At 35.6% G+C, this 20,512-nt stretch carries 20 protein-coding genes; 8 read left to right on the forward strand and 12 right to left on the reverse strand.

Annotated elements, in window-relative coordinates; all coding sequences use genetic code 11:
• The first annotated feature begins 22 nt into the window (after nt 1-22).
• From IGQ45_00485 to IGQ45_00495, 3 genes are all read left to right on the forward strand, one after another.
• Nucleotides 23-547: a PD40 domain-containing protein gene (locus IGQ45_00485; GenBank protein MBF2055704.1), complete on the forward strand. Its 525-nt coding sequence runs from the start codon at nt 23-25 to the stop codon at nt 545-547.
• A gap of 303 nt (nt 548-850) precedes the next feature.
• Entirely contained in the window at nt 851-1,732 is an 882-nt protein-coding gene (locus IGQ45_00490; protein ID MBF2055705.1) for a 4-hydroxybenzoate solanesyltransferase, read from the forward strand.
• 97 nt (nt 1,733-1,829) lie between these two features.
• Nucleotides 1,830-2,579 (forward strand): pantothenate kinase, encoded by a 750-nt coding sequence (locus IGQ45_00495; GenBank protein MBF2055706.1) that lies wholly within the window; start codon nt 1,830-1,832, stop codon nt 2,577-2,579.
• Between the two features lie 209 nt (nt 2,580-2,788).
• On the opposite strand, the gene IGQ45_00500 is transcribed toward IGQ45_00495, so the two are convergent.
• The 6 genes from IGQ45_00500 to IGQ45_00525 form a co-directional block, all read right to left on the reverse strand.
• Complete coding sequence (locus IGQ45_00500) at nt 2,789-3,964, reverse strand: NAD(P)/FAD-dependent oxidoreductase (protein MBF2055707.1); 1,176 nt, start codon at nt 3,962-3,964, stop codon at nt 2,789-2,791.
• Between the two features lie 137 nt (nt 3,965-4,101).
• Nucleotides 4,102-4,686, reverse strand: coding sequence for a Uma2 family endonuclease (locus tag IGQ45_00505; GenBank protein ID MBF2055708.1), 585 nt, complete (start codon nt 4,684-4,686; stop codon nt 4,102-4,104).
• A 240-nt stretch (nt 4,687-4,926) separates the two neighbouring features.
• Nucleotides 4,927-5,130 (reverse strand): phycobilisome linker polypeptide, encoded by a 204-nt coding sequence (locus IGQ45_00510; GenBank protein MBF2055709.1) that lies wholly within the window; start codon nt 5,128-5,130, stop codon nt 4,927-4,929.
• A 204-nt stretch (nt 5,131-5,334) separates the two neighbouring features.
• Nucleotides 5,335-5,820, reverse strand: a complete 486-nt coding sequence (gene apcB / locus IGQ45_00515; protein MBF2055710.1) for an allophycocyanin subunit beta — start codon at nt 5,818-5,820, stop codon at nt 5,335-5,337.
• A 90-nt stretch (nt 5,821-5,910) separates the two neighbouring features.
• Nucleotides 5,911-6,396, reverse strand: a complete 486-nt coding sequence (locus tag IGQ45_00520) for an allophycocyanin (GenBank protein MBF2055711.1) — start codon at nt 6,394-6,396, stop codon at nt 5,911-5,913.
• A gap of 232 nt (nt 6,397-6,628) precedes the next feature.
• On the reverse strand, nt 6,629-7,261 hold the full coding sequence (locus tag IGQ45_00525; protein MBF2055712.1) for a methylthioribulose 1-phosphate dehydratase: 633 nt from the start codon (nt 7,259-7,261) through the stop codon (nt 6,629-6,631).
• Nucleotides 7,262-7,458: 197 nt separating this feature from the next.
• Here IGQ45_00525 and IGQ45_00530 point away from each other — a divergent pair, with 197 nt between their 5' ends.
• A complete protein-coding gene (locus tag IGQ45_00530; GenBank protein MBF2055713.1) occupies nt 7,459-8,448 on the forward strand; it encodes a methyltransferase domain-containing protein in 990 nt (329 codons plus the stop codon).
• Between the two features lie 291 nt (nt 8,449-8,739).
• Nucleotides 8,740-9,549 carry a DNA repair protein RecO gene (gene recO, locus IGQ45_00535; GenBank protein ID MBF2055714.1) on the forward strand — a complete coding sequence of 270 codons (810 nt, stop codon included), beginning with the start codon at nt 8,740-8,742 and terminating at the stop codon, nt 9,547-9,549.
• 98 nt (nt 9,550-9,647) lie between these two features.
• Here recO and IGQ45_00540 read toward each other — a convergent pair whose 3' ends face one another.
• Nucleotides 9,648-9,926 carry a hypothetical protein gene (locus tag IGQ45_00540; protein ID MBF2055715.1) on the reverse strand — a complete coding sequence of 93 codons (279 nt, stop codon included), beginning with the start codon at nt 9,924-9,926 and terminating at the stop codon, nt 9,648-9,650.
• 142 nt (nt 9,927-10,068) lie between these two features.
• On the opposite strand from IGQ45_00540, the gene hisD reads away from it, so the two are divergent.
• Nucleotides 10,069-11,364 (forward strand): histidinol dehydrogenase, encoded by a 1,296-nt coding sequence (gene hisD, locus IGQ45_00545; GenBank protein ID MBF2055716.1) that lies wholly within the window; start codon nt 10,069-10,071, stop codon nt 11,362-11,364.
• Between the two features lie 463 nt (nt 11,365-11,827).
• On the opposite strand, the gene IGQ45_00550 is transcribed toward hisD, so the two are convergent.
• Entirely contained in the window at nt 11,828-12,514 is a 687-nt protein-coding gene (locus IGQ45_00550; protein MBF2055717.1) for a RibD family protein, read from the reverse strand.
• 132 nt (nt 12,515-12,646) lie between these two features.
• Entirely contained in the window at nt 12,647-13,987 is a 1,341-nt protein-coding gene (locus tag IGQ45_00555) for a trans-splicing intein-formed DNA polymerase III subunit alpha C-terminal partner DnaE-C (protein ID MBF2055718.1), read from the reverse strand.
• A 162-nt stretch (nt 13,988-14,149) separates the two neighbouring features.
• On the opposite strand from IGQ45_00555, the gene IGQ45_00560 reads away from it, so the two are divergent.
• Nucleotides 14,150-15,430 carry a TldD/PmbA family protein gene (locus IGQ45_00560; GenBank protein MBF2055719.1) on the forward strand — a complete coding sequence of 427 codons (1,281 nt, stop codon included), beginning with the start codon at nt 14,150-14,152 and terminating at the stop codon, nt 15,428-15,430.
• Between the two features lie 26 nt (nt 15,431-15,456).
• Here the strand turns inward: IGQ45_00560 and IGQ45_00565 are convergent, their stop codons facing one another.
• Entirely contained in the window at nt 15,457-16,245 is a 789-nt protein-coding gene (locus IGQ45_00565; protein MBF2055720.1) for a Crp/Fnr family transcriptional regulator, read from the reverse strand.
• A 78-nt stretch (nt 16,246-16,323) separates the two neighbouring features.
• Entirely contained in the window at nt 16,324-16,644 is a 321-nt protein-coding gene (locus IGQ45_00570) for a DUF86 domain-containing protein (protein MBF2055721.1), read from the reverse strand.
• A 128-nt stretch (nt 16,645-16,772) separates the two neighbouring features.
• On the opposite strand from IGQ45_00570, the gene dusA reads away from it, so the two are divergent.
• Complete coding sequence (gene dusA / locus IGQ45_00575; GenBank protein ID MBF2055722.1) at nt 16,773-17,747, forward strand: tRNA dihydrouridine(20/20a) synthase DusA; 975 nt, start codon at nt 16,773-16,775, stop codon at nt 17,745-17,747.
• A gap of 373 nt (nt 17,748-18,120) precedes the next feature.
• On the opposite strand, the gene IGQ45_00580 is transcribed toward dusA, so the two are convergent.
• Nucleotides 18,121-20,154: a thioredoxin domain-containing protein gene (locus tag IGQ45_00580; GenBank protein MBF2055723.1), complete on the reverse strand. Its 2,034-nt coding sequence runs from the start codon at nt 20,152-20,154 to the stop codon at nt 18,121-18,123.
• Nucleotides 20,155-20,512 lie beyond the last annotated feature (358 nt).

Consider the following 20,512-nt stretch of genomic DNA (forward strand, 5'->3'; position numbering starts at 1 on the left):
TTGTCCATTGCTTCATATTTTTATGAAACCCATCATATCTTTAATTTCTCTATCATTATTAATAACTCTAAGTGGTTGTACTGGTTATCCCCGTTTGCTCAGTTTCCCTTTTGACAATAATGGTAGAGGTTTAAATAGTCGTAGTTCCGAATTATATCCTTTTATTGCTGGACGATACATCACTTTTTCGTCCGATCGGAATGGCTCTCAAGATATTTATTTATTTGATGCCCAAACTCGTCGCCTTATCAATTTGCCGAATTTAAATGCTTTTGATGAGGTGGCAATTCACCCTTCTATTTCCGAAGACGGGCGCTATTTGGTATTTATGGTCATCAAACAGGGAGAATCGGGGTTATATTTATATGATCGCACTACCCAACAAAAAAGAGGGATTATTCCTCAAACTAGAAAGGAAATTAGAAACCCCGTGATTAGTGGTAATGGTGAAGTTATCACTTTTGAAACGGCTAATAATGGACAATGGGATATAGTGGTGACTGATATTCGAGGTAATCCCCTTAATCTTCCTACTAATAATTTCTAGGCTACCTCAGTTCGATGCAAGAATGCCTGATAAGGGTAGGTGTCAGGTTTCGGGTATCAGGTGTCAGGTGTAATGCTTATAAATTAAAGAATTAAGCCCCAAATAGTTATTTTTCATAAATTGCTCATTTGTCGCAATAATTTTTGATGGGGATAGAAAAAACACAGTATTTTTAGAGAAAAAAGGCTATTTTTTACACTTATTTCACCTAATACCTAACACTTTTACAGCACCGAAAATTTTACCTAGGATTTAGGTAGGTTGGCTAAAATATAAATTGTTTAACCATAACATTGATAAATTATGACTGTCAGCCCAGAAGTTACCCAAACCAGCGCCCTCCGCAGTATCATCAAACTATTACGATGGGATAAACCGTCAGGAAGACTAATCCTGATGATTCCAGCTTTATGGGCAGTATTTCTCGCTTCGCATGGTAAACCCTCATGGATTTTAGTGGGTATTATCATCTTAGGCAGTATCGCTACCAGTGCCTGTGGTTGTGTCATCAATGACTTGTGGGATCGCAATCTTGATGATAAGGTGGAAAGAACAAAAACGCGCCCCCTCGCTTCCAAAGCCTTATCTACACAAGTAGGCATAGTAGTATTCCTGATCTCTTTAGCCTGTGCTGGAGGTTTAGCGTTTTTTCTTAATCCCCTTAGTTTTTGGTTGTGTGTGGCCGCTGTGCCGGTAATTATTTGCTATCCCCTCGCTAAAAGAGTTTTTCCGATACCTCAGCTTGTTTTATCCATCGCTTGGGGGTTTGCGGTGTTAATTAGTTGGAGTGCGGTGACGGGGGATTTGAGTAATAATACTTGGATTTTGTGGGGCGCTACGGTATTATGGACTATGGGATTTGATACGGTTTATGCCATGTCAGATCAAGAAGATGACCTCAAAATCGGCATTAATTCCAGCGCTATTTTTTTTGGTGATTTTGTTGCTGATGCCATAGGCTTATTTTATGCTCTTACTGCTGGTTTATTTGCTTATTTAGGTGTGATAAACGGATTTTCCTTTGTTTTTGGAGTAACATGGTTCTTGTCGGTTATCCTTTGGGTTGGACAGTATGTAAGATTAAGATTTAATAGTCGAGAATCAATTAACTATAATGGTATTTTTGGGCAAAATGTACTGATTGGTTTTATTTTACTGTTAGGGATTATCGGTGGAGGGCGCTAGATAATAATGGATAATTTAGAATTTAGAATTTAGAAAATAATTAAGCATTAAAACTTGATAATTCATAATTGATAAAACCCTCAAGGGAGGAGAAAAATTGACACAGAGAGAATGGTTAGCTTTAATGATTGGCAATTCTCGGCTACATTGGGCTTATTTTGTGGGGAATGATTTACAACAAACTTGGAATACTTTCAAGGGTGAGTCTTTACGGGAATTAGTGGAAATTTTACCATCCCCTTTGCTAGATTATTTTAACGCTCAAATTCCGTTGGTGGTGGCTTCCGTTGTGCCTTCCGCTACCCGTTTTTATCTACAGTTACCGCAAACAGAAATTATTAACCCTCGTATTCTTCCTCTCATGGGAGTTTATTCTACCATGGGAATTGATCGTATTTTAGCCCTTTGGGGAGGCGGTTGTCATTATGGTTTTCCTATTTTAGTTATTGATAGTGGCACTGCTTTAACGGTGACGGGCGCTGATTCTCAGTATAAATTAATTGGCGGGGCAATTTTGCCGGGTGTTAAATTACAGATGGAAAGTCTTTTTTTTAATACTGCTGCATTACCTGAAATCGAAGTCTTAGATCATATTACACCACGGTGGGCGCTGGATACCCCAAGCGCCATTAATAGCGGTATTCTTTACACTCTTATTGGTGGTATTCGAGATTTTGTTAATGATTGGTTGTATCAATATCCCCAAAGTTCAGTTGTTTTAACGGGGGGTGATACACTATTATTACATCAATATTTACGCCATGTTGATCAGTTTTTAGCGGATAAAATCAAAGTAGATGCTAATTTAATTTTTTATGGGATGCAACAGTGTTTTCTCAATGATTAATGAAGAAAGTAAAGTTTCCTTTTCTCAAAAGTGTCAATTTTTGAAAGTAATTTAGAGATACTATATCAACTCCATTTGCTCACTTATACATTAGTAATATCAACATCTTAGTTCAATTTATTGAACGAAATATTATTAGCCGTGTAATGAATTACACGGTGGGTAAATGACGAAGATATATTTTTCATTTTCTTAACCCCAACGACAACTTATCCGAATAGATTAGTAAGAGGAGAAAGAAGCAAATTCAGACTAACTTTTAACTGATGCTGTAAAGTAGGTAAACGATACAAATAAACTAAACGGCGCGCGATATAAGCCAAATTACCATCAAGAGATACACCTAAACCACTTAAAGTAGCATTATCTACCCCCAGCGCCAACATTTCCCCTAACGGTTGATAGCGAAACGGTGAAAGAGGTTGATGAGTTAAAGAGGCTTTGATATTTAAGGCACAATAATCCGACTGCTGAAAGGCGACTTGCGCCGTATTAGCCAAAACATTTCCCTTACTATCAATACTTCTAACTAAATCACCCAAAGCAAAAATATGAGGATAATCTTGCACTTGTAGCTTATCATCAATAATAATTTTTCCTTGTTCATTTTGCGGTAAGTCTAAACCCTCTAAAAGATTAATTGCTTTTGTGCCAACAGTCCATAAAACTATATCCACAGGCAAATTATCGATAGTGCCTCGATATTCTAAAGCAATTTCTTTTTCTTTTACTTCCGTTACAGTTGTTTCTAAATTAAGCCAAATATTACGAGATTTCAGCGCCCTCCCCGCCGATTTACGATTAAATTCGGGGGAATTTTTCAAAATATGACTACCACGATCAATTATCCTAATTTTACCACGTTTTCCGAGTCTATCCGCCAATTTAACAGCTAATTCGATGCCACTGTAACCAGCGCCCACCACCGCAATTCTAATATAATCTTGAGTGGAATCTTCCAACCGTTGCAATTTTTGCTTCAGAGTAGAAGCATCATCAAGACGACGAAAAGGAATAGCAAACTCTTTTGCACCTTTGACAAAATCAATGGGAGTAGTGCCACCCAAAGCCACCACTAAACGATCATAAAATATAGTAGGATGATTTTGAAAAGCCACCGTATTTTGAGGTAAATTAACCGCCGTTGCTGTATCTTGAATAAAATTAATTTCAGTATTAGCTAATAAATCTCGATAGTAAGGCGCAACTTCCCATGACTGCATTTCTCCTGTGATTAATTCGTAAAGAAGAGGAGAAAATAAAAAACGATCATTTTTATCAATTAGAGTTATTTCCGGAGGATTGCCTTGCCAATCTAACTCTTGTAACCGCAAAGCTGTATATAATCCACCAAAACCACCACCTAAAATTACAACTTTATTCATAATATCAAGAATTTCTCCACCAAAAACCATCATTCCTAGTGTAACTCACCTCACTGGGAGATTAGGCTATTTTCTTTCGTACTCACTCAAATCAATGAAGATAAAATGATTTCATTCTTGAAGTGCTAAGATCAAGGCTACTTTAAATTATCGACAAACTCAGTTAAAGCATCATATTGATCAGAATAATTAACATATTTTGTAAAATTTTCTAAATTTAATTCTGGTAACAATACACTATGATCAACTTTTAAATACTGATCATTTTGAAGACTATATATTGTCAAAATACTATTTTTATAAAACCATACTTCAGGAATACCAAGACGACGATAAATTTCTAAAATATTAATATTTTCACTGGTAATAATTACCTCAATAACTAGATCAGGAATCTCTTTTTTACTATAAAAATTATAAGACTCATCAGGCTCTTTTCTCCCTGTGATTTCTTTCTTGCCTAAAGTTGTACTTCCCCACATATAAAATCTAATTCCATTGTGTCTCATATAGTTTTCTAATAAATTACCAATAAGACTTTTGATCGATTCATGGGCTTGACTCGGACTCATAACAATTTCTAACTCTCCATCTAAATAAATAAATTTAACTCCTTCAATATCTTGGAAACTTGCTTCGATTTGCTCAAATTTTTCCCAACTAATCCCATCTAAAACTAATTTATTACTTTGAGTTTGAGGAATTTCTAATAAGGTTGTCATGGTATTTAATTCTCCTTAAATAATTATTCAGTGAATAAATTTTTAATTTTCTAATTACTGATCAATTTTCGGAATGTCTATGCCTTGTTGTTGCAAAAATTCCTTAATAAAAGCTAATACTCGTTATTCTAGCAAATGATTACAATGTAAACACGTTGCATGGAACTGCAGGAAAATTAGCACAAAAAAAGGAGATTAAATTATCATCTCCTCTCTCATTGAATATATTTAATAATACTTTTATAGTAAACCTGTATTAGCACCCGGCTTCCCAGTAACTAATTGTACTTTGACAATAGAGCCGCCCATTTTTTGGATTCTTTGTTGTTCTTTGAACCAGTTATCATAGGGAACTAACTTAGTAAAATAAGTATTTTGTAATTCTCTTTGAGTTCTAATTCTGCTTTGACTTGGGACACAAGCCGTTACTTTAAACATTCTCATCTGAGTTAGTCTCCTTAAATTTTTAACTCGATTTTTTATAAGGAAAAGATATATAAATTTCTTTTATTAATCGTTATAGCTACGGTTGGGAGTCGAGAGTCAATACTAAATCAATCGAACCAAACAGGCATCATCAAACCAGCACTTACTCCAGACTTTCCCAACCTGACAGATGAAGTTATTACTTGATCAAACTAGCTTAAATTAGCTTAAACCAGAACAGATATAATCGAAGTAAACACCCATTTCTTTACCAGCATCAGCGCCCACCAAACTAGCGGTTACTTCTTTCATCGCTTGAATAGCTTGAACAGTGGAGCTAATGGGTACACCTAAAGAATTGTAGGTTTCTTTTAAACCGTTTAATACACGCTCATCTAAGATGGAAGCGTCACCAGCTAACATAGCGTAGGTGGAATAACGGAGGTAGTAGTCTAAGTCACGAATACAAGCCGCATAACGACGGGTGGTGTACATATTACCACCGGGGCGAGTTACATCGGAGTATAATAAGGATTTAGCTACAGCTTCTTTAACGATGGTAGCAGCGTTAGCACTGATAACACTAGCAGCACGAACACGGAGTTGACCACTTTGGAAATAGCCTTTTAATTTGCCTAAAGCGTTAGCGTCAAGGTATTTACCTTGTACGTCGGAGGAGTTGATTACTGCAGTAATTGCGTCTTGCATGATTATTTTCCTTTCTAATTATTTAACTTTTACTTATGGTTGTGCAGGACTAAAAAGTTTTTTAGACTGAATAGATTTAAAAGGTTAAACCTATTGTAAAGCTCCGACTACATAATCGAAGTAAGAACCAGCTTCGGAAGTATCTTCAGCAGACATTAAAGAAGTAGCAACTTCTTTCATTTCACGAACACTTTGAGCTACAGCGCCGATGTCAGTGCCTAAAGACTTGTACATTTCTTTCACACCAACTAAACCGATTTCCTCGATAGGAGTAACGTCACCAGCTACAACTCCGTAGGTGATAAGACGTAAATAATAGTCCATGTCACGCAAACAAGTAGCGGTCATTTCTTCGCCGTAGGAGTTACCACCGGGGGAAACAATATCAGGGCGTTTTTGGAAAAGACGATCACCAGCTTCTTTGATGATGCGCTCACGGGAGTCGGTTAAAGTTTGAGCGATTCTTAAACGGCTTTCACCAGAAGAAACAAAGGATTTGATTCTGTCTAATTCACCGGGGCTTAAATAACGGGCTTCTGCGTCCGCATTCACGATGGATTTCGTGACGATACTCATTTATGGATTCCTCCAAAAAAATAATTTAGATACTGTTGTTTATTAAACCAGTTTTTTGATTTTGCTGGTAGTTATATTTTGAGATCAACTTATTTATGGGTTAATCTCTCTAATCAGTATAACTTAAAGTTGTTACATTGATTAGTTTTGCTTTGGTTAAGATCAATTCGATCCCTTCCGAATGTTATTGTGCAGTATCAAGTATCTTTTCTATTCATTTTCTTAATACTTTTTAACATTTGCCCAGTTGAAGGGTCAAAAGTTGGCATTGTAATAAATATTCTAGGGCTTCGAGGTGGCGGAGAGCGCCCTCCACCGTTTCTCCCCATGTATAAATGCCATGCCCTTTAATTAAATAACCCCAACAAGGAATATCACTATCAAGATAGAGCAAAACTTCTTGAGCCAAATTAGCTATATCTTGACTGTTATCAAAAATAGGAAATTTGATCGTACTTTCATGACTGGTAATGCCTGTAAAGGCTTTTTGTAATTCATATCCCGTTACTTCCCAATGGGGTTGATGCCATATCATGCTAAAAACGGTAGCGTTGAGGGAATGGGTATGTAATACAGCGCCCGTGTCCCCATTCTTTTGATATAAAGTGGTATGTAAAAGGGTTTCCGCAGAAGGTTTTTGCTCATCAATGGGTTTACCCTGTAAATCAACTACCATGACATCATCGGGGGTTAAATAACCTTTATGCTTTCCTGAAACGGTGATGGCACAATAATTTTCATCTAAGCGCAGGGAAAAATTACTACTGGTGGCAGGAGTCCAACCTTTACTGTCTAAATATTTACCCACTTCTATGATACGGTGACGGGCGCTGGTCAAATCTTCTTGGCTATATTTTGGAATCATGATGAATTATGAATTATGAATTATGAATTATAATCCACTTCTCTTCCCCTTCCCCATCTTGCTTTTCTTCTTCACTTATTACTTCTTATTTCTTACTTTTTACTTAGTAAGCGCCCTCCACACCTCAAATTAGCCAAAAATTCTCATAAATTGATATGATGATAAGAAATGTAAACAAATATTAGGATTTATTATTAATGTCTCTATATTATGCACTTGGTGGATTACTCATTTTAGTAGTAATTGGTATAATCGTATATTTTTTAACACCTCGTACCTTTGAAACTCCCGAAACTGTTGCTAACTCCTACGATGAATGGACTGAAGACGGTATTCTCGAATTTTATTGGGGTGAACATATCCACCTAGGACATTACGGCGCACCGCCGAAAAGAAAAGACTTTTTAGAAGCTAAGGCAGATTTTGTCCATGAAATGGTGAAATGGGGGGGCTTAGATAAATTACCTCGTGGTACAACTGTATTAGATGTTGGTTGTGGTATTGGTGGTAGTACCCGTATTTTAGGGGGTAAAGATTATGGTTTTAACGCTACAGGTATTACCATCAGCCCGAAACAAGTGGAGCGCGCTACCCAATTAACTCCTGAAGGTGTCACTGCTAAATTTCAAGTGGATAATGCTTTAAATCTTTCTTTTCCTGATAATAGTTTTGATGTAGTATGGTCTATTGAAGCTGGACCTCATATGCCTGATAAGGCTAAATATGCCCAAGAAATGATGAGAGTTTTAAAACCGGGTGGTATTTTAGTGGTGGCTGACTGGAATCAAAGAGATGATCGCCAAATTCCTCTTAATTGGTGGGAGAAAATCGTCATGCGTCAATTATTAGATCAATGGTCCCATCCTTCTTTTTCTAGCATTGAAGGTTTTTCTGAACAAATTGCCGAAACTGGTTTGGTAGAAGGAGATGTTATTACTGGTGATTGGACTCAAGAAACTTTGCCTTCTTGGTTAGAATCTGTCTGGCAGGGTATCGTGCGCCCGGAAGGTCTGATTAAATTTGGTTTCTCAGGTTTTATCAAGTCTTTAAGGGAAGTTCCTACTATGATTTTAATGCGCATTGGTTTTGGTGCTGGTCTTTGTCGCTTTGGAATGTTTAAGGCAGTGAAAGCTAATTCTAATTCTCAACTTCAAGAAGTGACAACTAATGAAGTAGTTAACGTTTAAATACGCTTTTTAATGGCAAATATAAAGATAATTTAATCTGGTTAATTTTGTAGGGGTTGAACAATGTTCAACCCTTATTTATTGTGGTTCTTCTACAGTAGTGATGATAATTTAATAAAAATAACCTTTATCATTCTTACTCAAGATTTATACCAAAATAAAAGTTAAAAGTTTATAAGTTATTATTCAATAATTCTCTATTGTCTGTAGCAGACCTTAACTAAAAATTTACAGACTCAACGTCAAAGAGCCTTTATTGTTTTTAACCTTGTAAAAAAAATTCAAAAATGTATGAGTCAAACTTATCAAACTACAGGCATTGTTTTAAAACAAAAACCTTTTGCAGAAAATGATTTATTAGTTACTATTTTATCTCCTGATTATGGCTTAATTAATGCCGTGGCACCGGGCGCTAAAAAGTACAAATCGAGCTTGAGAGGTCGTATTCAACCTTTAGTAGTTAATGATTTTTTGATTGTTCATGGTACAAATTTGGATCGGATTATTCAAGCAGATACAAAACAATCTTATCCTCAATTAAGCCAAAGTTTAGCGAAGTTAACTACTAGCCAATATCTATCAGAAATAGCTATTAATTTAGCTTTTAGTGAACAACCCCAAGGGGATTTATATAGTACTTTAAATAATCATCTTTTTATTTTAGAAAACCTCCCTAAAAATACTTATTTATATCCTTATTTATGTCGAAGTTTATGGGATATTTTAATAATTATTGGTATTGAATTAGAGGTTAACTATTGTACTCAAACAGAAGTTAAAATTATTCCTAATCTTAATTTAATACACTGGTCAATTTATATCAGTTTTATTCATGGTGGTTTAGTTAAAGACCAAGATTTTTTAGCCCAAAATCATAATTTAGGTATGCGGGTAGGGGCGCTGGAGTTATTGATTTTACAAAGTCTATTTTCTGACAATATTATAAATCAGTCATTAGAGAATTTAACAAAAAAATCAAATGATCAAATTAATATTGCATGGGAAAAAATAGCTATTTTACTGAATAAATATTTAGAGTTTTATTTAGGAAAATCTCTTAAATCTGCAGAGATGTTGAGTATGAGTCTTACCATAAGTTAATGTACATTTCTGTTGCTAAGTGAAAGTTCGTAAAAGGCAACTTTTATAAGCTAAGACGCACCTAGTTTGCAATTTCAGAACCTCTTACAGCAAAGGATTCAGAAATTAAAAAAGGAAGATTCAATGCGTCTTAGCTTATGCTGAAAGAACGGGGCTTTTGACCCATTATTTTGGTAACTACCTTCATCCAAATTATCGCCGTACATTGCTTCATTATTATTCAATGGAATCCAAGCACCACCTAAGTCTTGTAATTTTGTCATATCCTTGGGTAATATTTGTTCGGGGGGAATAGCTTTAACAGGGTTAAAACAAAATAGTACTAACAATAAACTGCTAAAAATAGAAAAGTTAAAATATCTGCTAGTTGTACTCATAAATGAGGGTTAATGAATAAAATGTTAGAAGTGTCGATTGATTTCAACACATTTCGATCAACACTAACTCAATGTTCGACCATTTAACTTTTGCCTTTGTTATCATAGAACAGATATTGTAAGGTAGTTTGATAAAACAAAAATGCTGAGAATAATCACCGATCAGGGCGAAGCGAAACAAGAGTTAATCAGAATTAGCAATCGTACCCATAATGATGAAACCTATATTCAAGAAGGTATTGTCAAGGAAATTATTGCTACTGTGAGAAAACATGGTGATCAAGCCTTGTTTGATTATACTCAAAAATTTGATCGCCAAACTATCAATGAAAGCAATATTAAAGTTAGTGGTGCGGAAATTGATACAGCTTATCAACAAATTTCCAGAGATTTACTTTCCGCCATTCAACTCGCCGCGCGCCAAATTGAGGCTTTTCATCAGCAAAGAGTGCCTAAGTCTTGGGTGAATTTTCCTAGTGATGGCATTACCCTTGGCAGACGTTATACACCGGTGGATCGCGCTGGTTTATATATACCGGGAGGGCGCGCGTCATACCCTAGCACAGTTTTAATGAATGCCATTCCAGCGAAGGTGGCACAAGTGCCTCGCATTGTCATGGTAACTCCTCCTAGTCAGGATGCGAAAATTAATCCGGCGGTTTTAGTGGCGGCCAGTGAAGCAGGAGTAACGGAAATTTATCGGGTGGGGGGCGCTCAAGCGGTGGCTGCCCTTGCCTACGGCACGGAAACCATCCCCAAAGTAGATGTCATCACTGGACCGGGTAATATATTTGTAACATTAGCGAAAAAAGAAGTTTTCGGTACGGTGGGCATTGATTCCCTTGCTGGACCTAGTGAGGTGTTAATTATTGCAGATCATCAAGCTAATCCCATCCATGTGGCGGCAGATTTATTGGCACAGGCTGAACATGATCCTTTAGCGGCTGCCATTTTAATTACTAATTACCCTCCTTTAGGGGAAGCGGTATGTCAAGAAGTGGTTAAGCAGTTAGAAAATCATCCCCGTAAGGTGTTAACGGAAAAAGCTATTGCCCATTATGGGGTAGTGATTATCACAGAAAATTTGATGGATGCGGTAGAGTTGTCTAATTTATTTGCACCTGAACATTTAGAGTTAGAGGTAGAAAATCCTTGGGATTTAACTACTTATATTCGTCACGCTGGCGCTATTTTCTTGGGTAATTCAACCCCTGAAGCGGTTGGCGATTATGTGGCAGGTCCTAGTCATACTTTACCGACTTCCGGTGCCGCGCGCTATGCTTCGGCTTTAGGGGTGGAAACTTATATGAAGTCTTCGAGTTTGATTGAGTATAGTGGGAGGGCGCTGAAAAATGTGGCTTCGGCAATTATTACCCTCACTGAAGCGGAGGGTTTACCTTCCCATGGTGATTCTGTGCGCTTTCGTCTCGATAGATAGATAATTGATAAGAGTGTGCTGAATAAATTAAAACCCTTATTAAACAAAGGTTTTACAGCAGTTTTCATTTCCTTAAACCACAAGTTATATCATGTTCAGATAATTAGTCATAACATAGATCATCTCTTCGCACTTTACCCACCGTGTAATGAATTACACGGAACCAACAGTTTTTCGTTCAATAAATTGAACTAAGATCGTGATATTAATAACTCGTAAGTGATTAAGCGGACTTGATATTAGATTGTCAAAAAAGCTACCTTAGCGTTTTTCCGCCTTTGCGAGAAACAAAAAACGTGGTTTATTTATCTGAAATGCACTGTCAGTACAATAAAGTCTTCAAAAAGTGCAAAAAATAGCCTTTTTCGCTAAAAATACTCTCTTTTACTGATAAGCATTTCACCTGAAACCTGAAACCCGAAGCCTGACACCTCCCCTCACCAAAATACTTTTTCAGCAGACCTTATTTAGGATTGCTATAGTGTAAAAATAACTCTTGTTCAATGCGCTTTACTTCAATTAGTTCCAAGGATAAGGGCAAATCCAGCGCCCTCCCCCCTACCGAAGATGGGGCATCTTTACCTCCTAAAATAACGGGGCATATTGTCACCCATAAATCATCAATTAGATTTTCTGCCCATAAGGAAGCCATTAATTCTCCTCCTCCTAAAATAGCAATTTTTTCTAATCCTTTTTCTGCTAATTTTGCCGTTATTTCTAACCAATTAATCCCCTCTTTTCCTCCTTTTTCACTTACCATCACTTCTTCAAAATAAGCTGAATTGTTAACATATTTTTGGCAATTTGTCAAGCCTTCGGTGGTAGTTAATAAAATGCGTGACACGGGTTGCTGAAAAAAGCGACAATTAAGATCAAATTTACCACTAACAGAGCAAACAAAATTAAGGGGTTGTGGTGGTTGCCCTCTTTTTGCCCTTTCTGCTAACCATTGAGGGTTTTTAACTGTCATGGTAGTACTATAAGCTCTCAATGTACTACCACCAAAAATAATACCATCACAGAGGGAAATTTGTTGTTCGAGGTGCGCTTTGTCATGGCTACTGGTGAAGTGCGCTGGTTTATGGCTATGTTGACTGATTTTGCCGTCAACACTCATGGCGATTATTCCTGTGTAGTGGAGTTTTTTCATTTATTATATCTTCGTAATTTTCCCACCGTGTAATGAATTACACGGAACCAACAGTATCTCGTTCAATAAATTGAACTAAGATTATTTTTAATTGATTTATAAAGGGAGAATTTATAATTCATCATTCATATTTTATGATGTAATTTTTTGTTGATAAGCGTTGAATCCTGCATATTGGAGGGCGCTGAGGGTATTTTCAACATTTTGCACCCAGTAACTCTCCCCAAAACGCACAAAAATTCTCTCAGTTAAACCATTTATCACCGCAAAAACTGGTATTGTTGCTTTATATTTTTCTCCTGATTGTTCTTGTAAAATACTTTTTAATTTACCCTGTATTTGAGGTTGATTGGCTTCTTCTGCACTAATATTAATATATACCATTTTTACTTGTTCTATTAATTCAATATTATCAATTAAAATTTGTGGTTTTTCTCTATTTTTATCTACTTTTCCCCAAATAATTAGGGGAGTATCTTCTTTTAAATTTTCTTTAACTTCATCGTAGGTACTAGCAAAAACTACCGCATCAACTTGACCTGAAATATCTTCAATAGTTAGAAATGCCATAGTATTATTATTCTTATCAATATGAGATTTTATGCTCGTAAGCATTCCTACTAAAGATACTTTTTTTCGTGCTTTTTGTTCTCCTAATTCATTAATAGTAATAGGAGATAAAATATTGACAGAATTTAGTAGAGGTTTAAGAGGATGTTCAGATACATAAAATCCTAATGCTTCTTTTTCAGTTTTCAGTTTTTCTTGACTAGAAAAATCAGCTATTTTTGGTAATTGAGGTATATTTTCAAATACTGGAAGATTAGGTGTAATTGTATTAGCACTCAAATAATCTAATATATTAAGCTGTCCAGTTTCTTGTTCTTTATGTTTTTTTTGTACCCAATCAATCAGCGCCCCTAACCCCTCGATAAGTTGTCGGCGATTACTATGAATGGAGTCAAAAGCACCGGCATAGATAAGAGTTTCTAATGCTCTTTTATTGATAACTTTAAAGTTAATTTTAGTAAAAAATTCTTGAATATCTTTAAATTTTCCACCACATTCTTCCCTAGCTTCTAAAATATTTTCAATAGCATTTTCCCCTAAGTTTTTCACTGCGGATAAGCCAAAAATAATTTGCTTTCCTTGAGGAGTAAAGTCTCGGTAAGAATAGTTAACATCAGGGGGTTTAACTTCTATGCCCATCTTGATGGAGTTTTCTCGATATTTTTCAATTTTGTCTTGACTGTCACTACTAGCGGTGAGCAAAGCTGACATATATTCTACAGGATAATTTGCTTTTAAATATGCTGTTTGATAAGTGACATAAGCATAAGCCGTAGAGTGAGATTTATTAAAACAATTTGAAGCAACTAAGCCATTTTGAAGTAGAAAATTATGATCTTTTTCTACTCCTATATCATAAACATTTGCTAACCCCAGCGCCCTCCGCCGAATAATCTTGACCATTTGTAATTTACCAACTATATTATTAACTATTCAGGCAAATAGATTGTCTATTTTTAGATGAACTAAATTTTCTCAATAGCCTGTTGCCTGTTACTTTTCCCGTCGTTTTAAGAGGGGATTAATGAGGGTTTGTCTTTTAACCATAATACCGATATTTTCTTCATGGATGCCAAAAATTTACTCCATCTTGCCCAAAAGCGTCATTTTGATGCTGTGGAAGTGTATGAAATCCATTCTCACTCTCAACCAATTTGTTTTGAAGCCAATCGGTTAAAACAAATTGAAGTATCGGAAGTGAGGGGAAGGGCGCTGAGAATTTGGTACAATGGTTGCGCCGGCGTAGCGGTGGCTTATGGTGATTTTAACCCCGATGATTTAATTGACAAAGCCTTGAGTATTGCTCAATTAAATGAACCTGAAACTGTCCATCTGAATAGTAATAATCGCCTTATTTATCAAGAAAAATTCACCCCTTCTAGTTTAGAACAGTTAATTAATGAGGGGCGGAGGGCGCTGGATTTAATTAAACAAAGTTTTCCTGATGCTATTAGTAGTCTTGACATAGAAATAGAAACGGAAACTACTACTATTGTTAATTCTCAAGGTTTATATTGTCAATATACTGATCATAATATTAGTAGTTCTTTAGGAGTAGAATTAGTTAAAGATGAGGATTTTTTGGGTATTTATGATGGAACTTATTCTCGTGATACTCTATCATTAGATAATGTAATAAATAATATTTTTACTAGATTAAAATGGGCTAAAAATAATAGTCGAGTAAAAACAAAACAAATGCCTATTTTATTTACTAATAATGCAGTAACTATCCTCTGGGAAATTATTAGCGAAGCCTTAAACGGTAAAAAAATTATCGACAAATCATCCCCTTGGTGTGAAAGCATGGGAAAACAAGTAATTTCTCCATTAATCAGCATTTCTCAACAAACTGATTTTCAACCCTATAACTGCCCTTTTGATGACGAAGGCACACCATGTCAAAATTATGATTTAATTAAGCAGGGAAAAATTGCTAATTTTTACGGAGATTTAAAAAGCGCCCGCCAACTAGGTATAAATCCTACTGGTAATGGTTTTCGCCCCAGTTTAGGCGCATATCCTGCCCCCGATTTAGTTAATTTGGTAGTGGCGAAGGGCGCTGATAATTTTCAAAAAATGGTGGAATCCATAGAATATGGATTAATAATTGATCAAGTATTGGGTAATGAAGCTGATATATCAGGAGATTTTTCTCTTAACGTTGATTTAGGTTACTTAGTGCGCCATGGCGAGATTATCGGTAGAGTAAAAGATACAATGGTGACAGGAAATATCTATCAAGCGTTGCAAAGCATTACTAATGTCGGCAATGATAATACATGGAATGGCTCTTGTTATACCCCTGCGGTGATAGTTGATTCTCTTTCTGTAGTTAGTGATTAACCTATTTTGTATTTAAGTTTATAGGATTACCGTAAAGGCCACCAAGAAACCTTATCTCTCGTAGCACTATAAACCTCTTTCAATTCCTCTGGTTTTAAAATGTGGATCACATCATCAGAAGTGCTATTATTTTTATCTAGTTTAATTAACCCTTCCTGTTGCATACCCTTTAAAACTTGCTCCACCGTGCGCTGATTTAACTGACAAGACTTCGCAATGACTTCCACTGCCAAATCTAACACATAAATCCCCTTCTCATTCGGTTGATTTTCCAATTCTCTTTCTTGATAAATCAGAGCCCTCAACAAAGATGCCACCGCTTGGGGAGGATAACTACTACAGTTAAGGAGATGATAAGTAAATTTTTCCCTTAACTCGAATAATTTAACATAGCGCCCTTGCACAATTTCAAAATGATCGTAAATTTGTTTGAAAGCACTAAGGGGAATTTTTGCAATGTAAGTTGTCTTATAAGCCTCCACCAAACTAGGAAAACCTCGACTAGCTAACCCATAACTAAAAGGCAAACTACGCATTCCAAAACAACTACCACTATAAGTGATAGACAAAATACGATCTAAAGGGTTACTGCGCAAAATAATGGGTCCTCCTTCCAACACCACATAAAGACTATCTAAATCCTCATCCGGTGCAAAAGCAGTAAAAACAGGACGATTAGAAAACAGTTTTTCCCTAGTGAGACTGTCTGAGGGTAAAAAAGAAGTTAATTCTTTCTCATTTAATCCTTTAAACAAATAGGAATGATTGATTAAACAATTAATGATATTAGATTCACTAGGATTTTTTTTCGCCATTGTTAACTGATTAAATTGATTTACTTTCCCTGTTTCTATTTTCCCACAGTTTTAGGTTACTTGTGATTGAATTTTAATTCATTTAAAAACAAAATGAATATCACTATAATACATATTCTCCTGATTTATGATATATTCCATCGTAATTTGAAGAGGGGTAATTTTACTTTGAATAATATCCCAAATAGTTTCATCTTCCAGAGAAAAATAAGCATGAATCACAATATCTCTTAGCCCTGTAATATTTCGCCATTTCAGTAAACGATATTTATCTTTAATTTCCATTGGTATTTGCTTAACTGCTTTACCTATAATTTGTAAATTTTTGATAACTGCGTCATATACTAATTCATTTTCAGCAAAACTAATATAATCTAAGTGTTTTGAGTAAAGACTTATTTGATGACAACTTTTTAGGACTTTTCTCGGAAAGTGATAAAAGAGGAATAGAGCTTATCACATAAACATTTAAACAATTATTTTCTCTAAAATTAATACAAATCACAACCTCTGAAACCTAAGACAAAATGAATTTACCCCGTTATCTCGTTAGTGTAGCGCCCATGATGGATTACAGCGATAGACATTTTCGCTACATCATGCGCCTAATGACTAAAAAAAGCCTACTATACACCGAAATGATTAATACACAGGCGATAATTCACGGGGATAGACATAAATTATTGGACTTTTCCGAAGAAGAAAAACCCGTCGCCCTGCAACTAGGGGGAGATAATCCTCAACAACTGGCGGAGTGCGCTAAGATTGGTCAAGATTGGGGCTATGATGAAATTAATCTTAACGTAGGTTGCCCCAGCGCCCGTGTCCAAAGCGGAAATTTTGGTGCTTGTTTGATGGCGCAACCGCACAAAGTCGCTCAATGTGTCGAGGCAATGAGTGGGGCAGTGACAATTCCTGTGACGGTGAAACATCGTATTGGTATCGATCAACAGGATAGTTATGAATTTATGGCAGATTTTGTCAGAATTGTTGCTGAGTCAGGATGTCGCCGTTTTGTTGTTCATGCGCGCAAGGCTTGGTTACAAGGTTTAAGCCCCAAGGAAAATCGTGATATTCCACCCCTTAGATATGAGGAAGTATATCGACTGAAAAAGGAATTTCCTGATTTGTTGATTGAAATTAACGGCGGAATTAAAACTATTGATGAGATGCACCACCATTTAAACTACGTTGATGGGGTGATGGTGGGTCGAATTGCCTGTGATAACCCTTATTTAATGGCTCAAGTGGATCAACAAATTTATGGTGATTTATCCCCTATTCTCAGTCGAGAAGACATCATTAATAATTTAGCGGATTATGTTGACAAAAAATGCGCTTTAAACATAAAATTAAACACTATAATGCGCCATTTATTACAAATTTTTGCAGGGCAACCCGGCACAAAACTATGGAAGCGTTATATTACGGAAAATGGAAACTCTCCCCATGCTGATTTTCAAGTGGTGCGGAGGGCGCTGGATTTAATGAGAGGGTGCTGAAAAAGTAGTGAAGGGAATTTAGAATGTAGAATTTAGAATTAATGATTTAACATAGGGAAGAAAGAAATACAAGCATTTTCAAAGACAAAAGGCTTTTTTTGGCACGTTTTTAAGGTTTTATTGTGCCTAAAACATTGATTTAATATCAAGTCCGTTTGGTCACTTACAAATTAGTAATATCAATATCTTAGTTCAATAAATTGAACTAAAAACTGTTGGTTCCGTTTAATTCATTACACGGTGGGTAAAGTGCGAAGAGATAATGTATTTATAACTAATTATCCGAACTTGATGTATAAGTATTTTGGACTCTTTCCTTTTCCCTCTTCCCCAGCAAAACCAAAAATACTTTTTCAGCAACTCCTATTTATTGTTAAATGGATAATTGCTCAATAATTTGGGCTTTATTTTTTGCTGGTTCTAAACAAGATAAACCACGACAAACTAAACCAATACTATTATTAGGTAAGTTATCGTCCATTCGTGCGACAAATGTAGGTATATAAAGTTGATTTAATTCTGTTAATACACTAGCATTACTTTTGACACTGCTACCTGATAAAAACCATTTTAATGCCACAAATAAACTGGGACAACTTAAAGGACTTTCTGCCATGACTTTACTAAATAACTGTAAACTTTTTTCAGCTTGATCGAAGTATTTTAAATCATCGGTAAATAAGCCCAAACGAATTAAGTTAGTAATGGCAACACCATTAGCTGAAGGGGTAGCATTATCTAAATAACCCTTTTCTTTAATCAATAAATCATCACTTTGATCGAAACTATTATTATAGTAACCGCCTTTTTCTTGATCATAGCAATAATGATCAAATTCTTCTTGAACCTTGATAGCTTTATTTAACCAATAATTATCTTGATTTAAACTATTTTGTTGTAAATCTAGTAAGGCTTTAATGAAAAAAGCATAATCTTCCGATTGAGCAAAAATGCTAACATTACCATCATAATTTAAACGGTATAAACGATTATTTTGCCATTGATTTTCTAAAATAAATCTTGCAGTTGATACCCCTAAATCAAGATATTTTGACTCTTGCCAAACTCCATAGGCGCGCGCCAAACCAGAAATCATTAAACTATTCCAAGCCACAATCATTTTAGTATCTGTAACTGGGGGAATACGCCCCAACCATTCCATAGTTTTAGCTTCAGTATTGTTACGCGCCGGGGGAAAATAAGTTAATTTCTCTGGTTGTTGTCCATAACGATAAGTAAATAATTTAGCTAAAATTAATTGTATTTCAGAATTTAACTCTTGATCTGGCTTCTTCTGTAAAACATTTTTAGATTCAAAATTACCATGTTTACTAACTGTAAAAACTTGCTCTAATTTGCCTAATTCTTCCTCAGTAATAATTTCTTTTAAATCAAGATAATGCCAAACATAAAAATCACCTTCTTCCGGTTCTTCATCATCAGAAGTTGCAAAATTATCAGCATCTTGGGCGCTATAAAAATAACTTTGATTAGCGCCCATCTCTCGTTTTAACCATGTAAAAATACCATCAATAACAATTTTAAATTGAGATTGTTTTTCGCCCCTTGCCCATAAATTTGCTAAAAATTCCATGATTAAACCGTTATCATAGAGCATTTTTTCAAAATGAGGCACAGTCCAAGTAGCATCAACAGTATAGCGATGAAAACCGCCTCCTACATGGTCATAAATTCCTCCATTAGCTAAGGCTAAACCCCTTTCTAGGGCTAGGGGAAGGGCGCTGGGAGTGGTGGTACTGTTAACTAAAGTAGCATTAGCATAGGGAATCATGGGAAAACGTGGGCTATTATAATCATTCCTTGCTAAAATGTCGCTATTTTTATTTAATCCTATCTCTAAAAAAGTAGAATTTAATAAAGTTTCACTATTAGGAATTAAGTTATTATTTTGGGTTAAAATTCCCATAATTTCTTGTTGAAGGGCGCTGAGTTTTTCTTTATCATTATGATAAAAATTATGAAGAGATTCTAAAATTTGTAAAAAACCCGGTCTTCCATAGCGCGCTTCTACGGGAAAATAAGTACCACCATAAAAGGGAACAAAATCATCAGGAGAAAGGAAAATATTTAAAGGCCATCCTCCTTGCCCAGTCATCATTTGTAAACTCTGCATATAGATGCTGTCAATATCTGGGCGCTCTTCCCTGTCCACTTTGATAGCAACAAAATTATTATTAAGATAATCAGCAATAGTCTGATTGCTAAAAGCCGCCCCTTCCATAACGGTACACCAATGACAGCTAGAGTAACCAATGGAGAGAAAAATTGGTTTATTCTCTTGTTTGGCTTTCTTGAGGGCTTCTTCCCCCCAAGGATACCAACTTATAGGATTATGGGCGTGTTTACGAAGATAAAGACTTTGAGAATTAAGAAGTTTGTTAGCCATAAAAAATTTTCAAAAAATACTGTTTTGATTTTAATATTACTTTGTCTGTTGCGTGATAAGGGTAGGTTTCAGGTTTCAGGTTGCAGGTTTCAGGTGTAATTTTCAGACGATGATATAATTCGACCCAAAAATTGAACTGGAAAAATTAATTAAGATATATTTTTTGTCAATTCTTTCACCTAATACCTAACAACTGATACCTGACACCTTTACAACACCGAAAATTTTATCCCGAACTGGGGTTTAATAGTGGAATAATTATCTTGAAATGTGAGTGAAAGACCCCCGTTGAATTTCTCAACAAAAAAAATACCCACTGAAATCAACGGGGGATGTAAACGAACCAACAAAAAAATCG

It is taken from the genome of Cyanobacterium sp. T60_A2020_053, from assembly GCA_015272165.1.
In the GTDB taxonomy this organism is placed as follows: Bacteria; Cyanobacteriota; Cyanobacteriia; order Cyanobacteriales; family Cyanobacteriaceae; genus Cyanobacterium.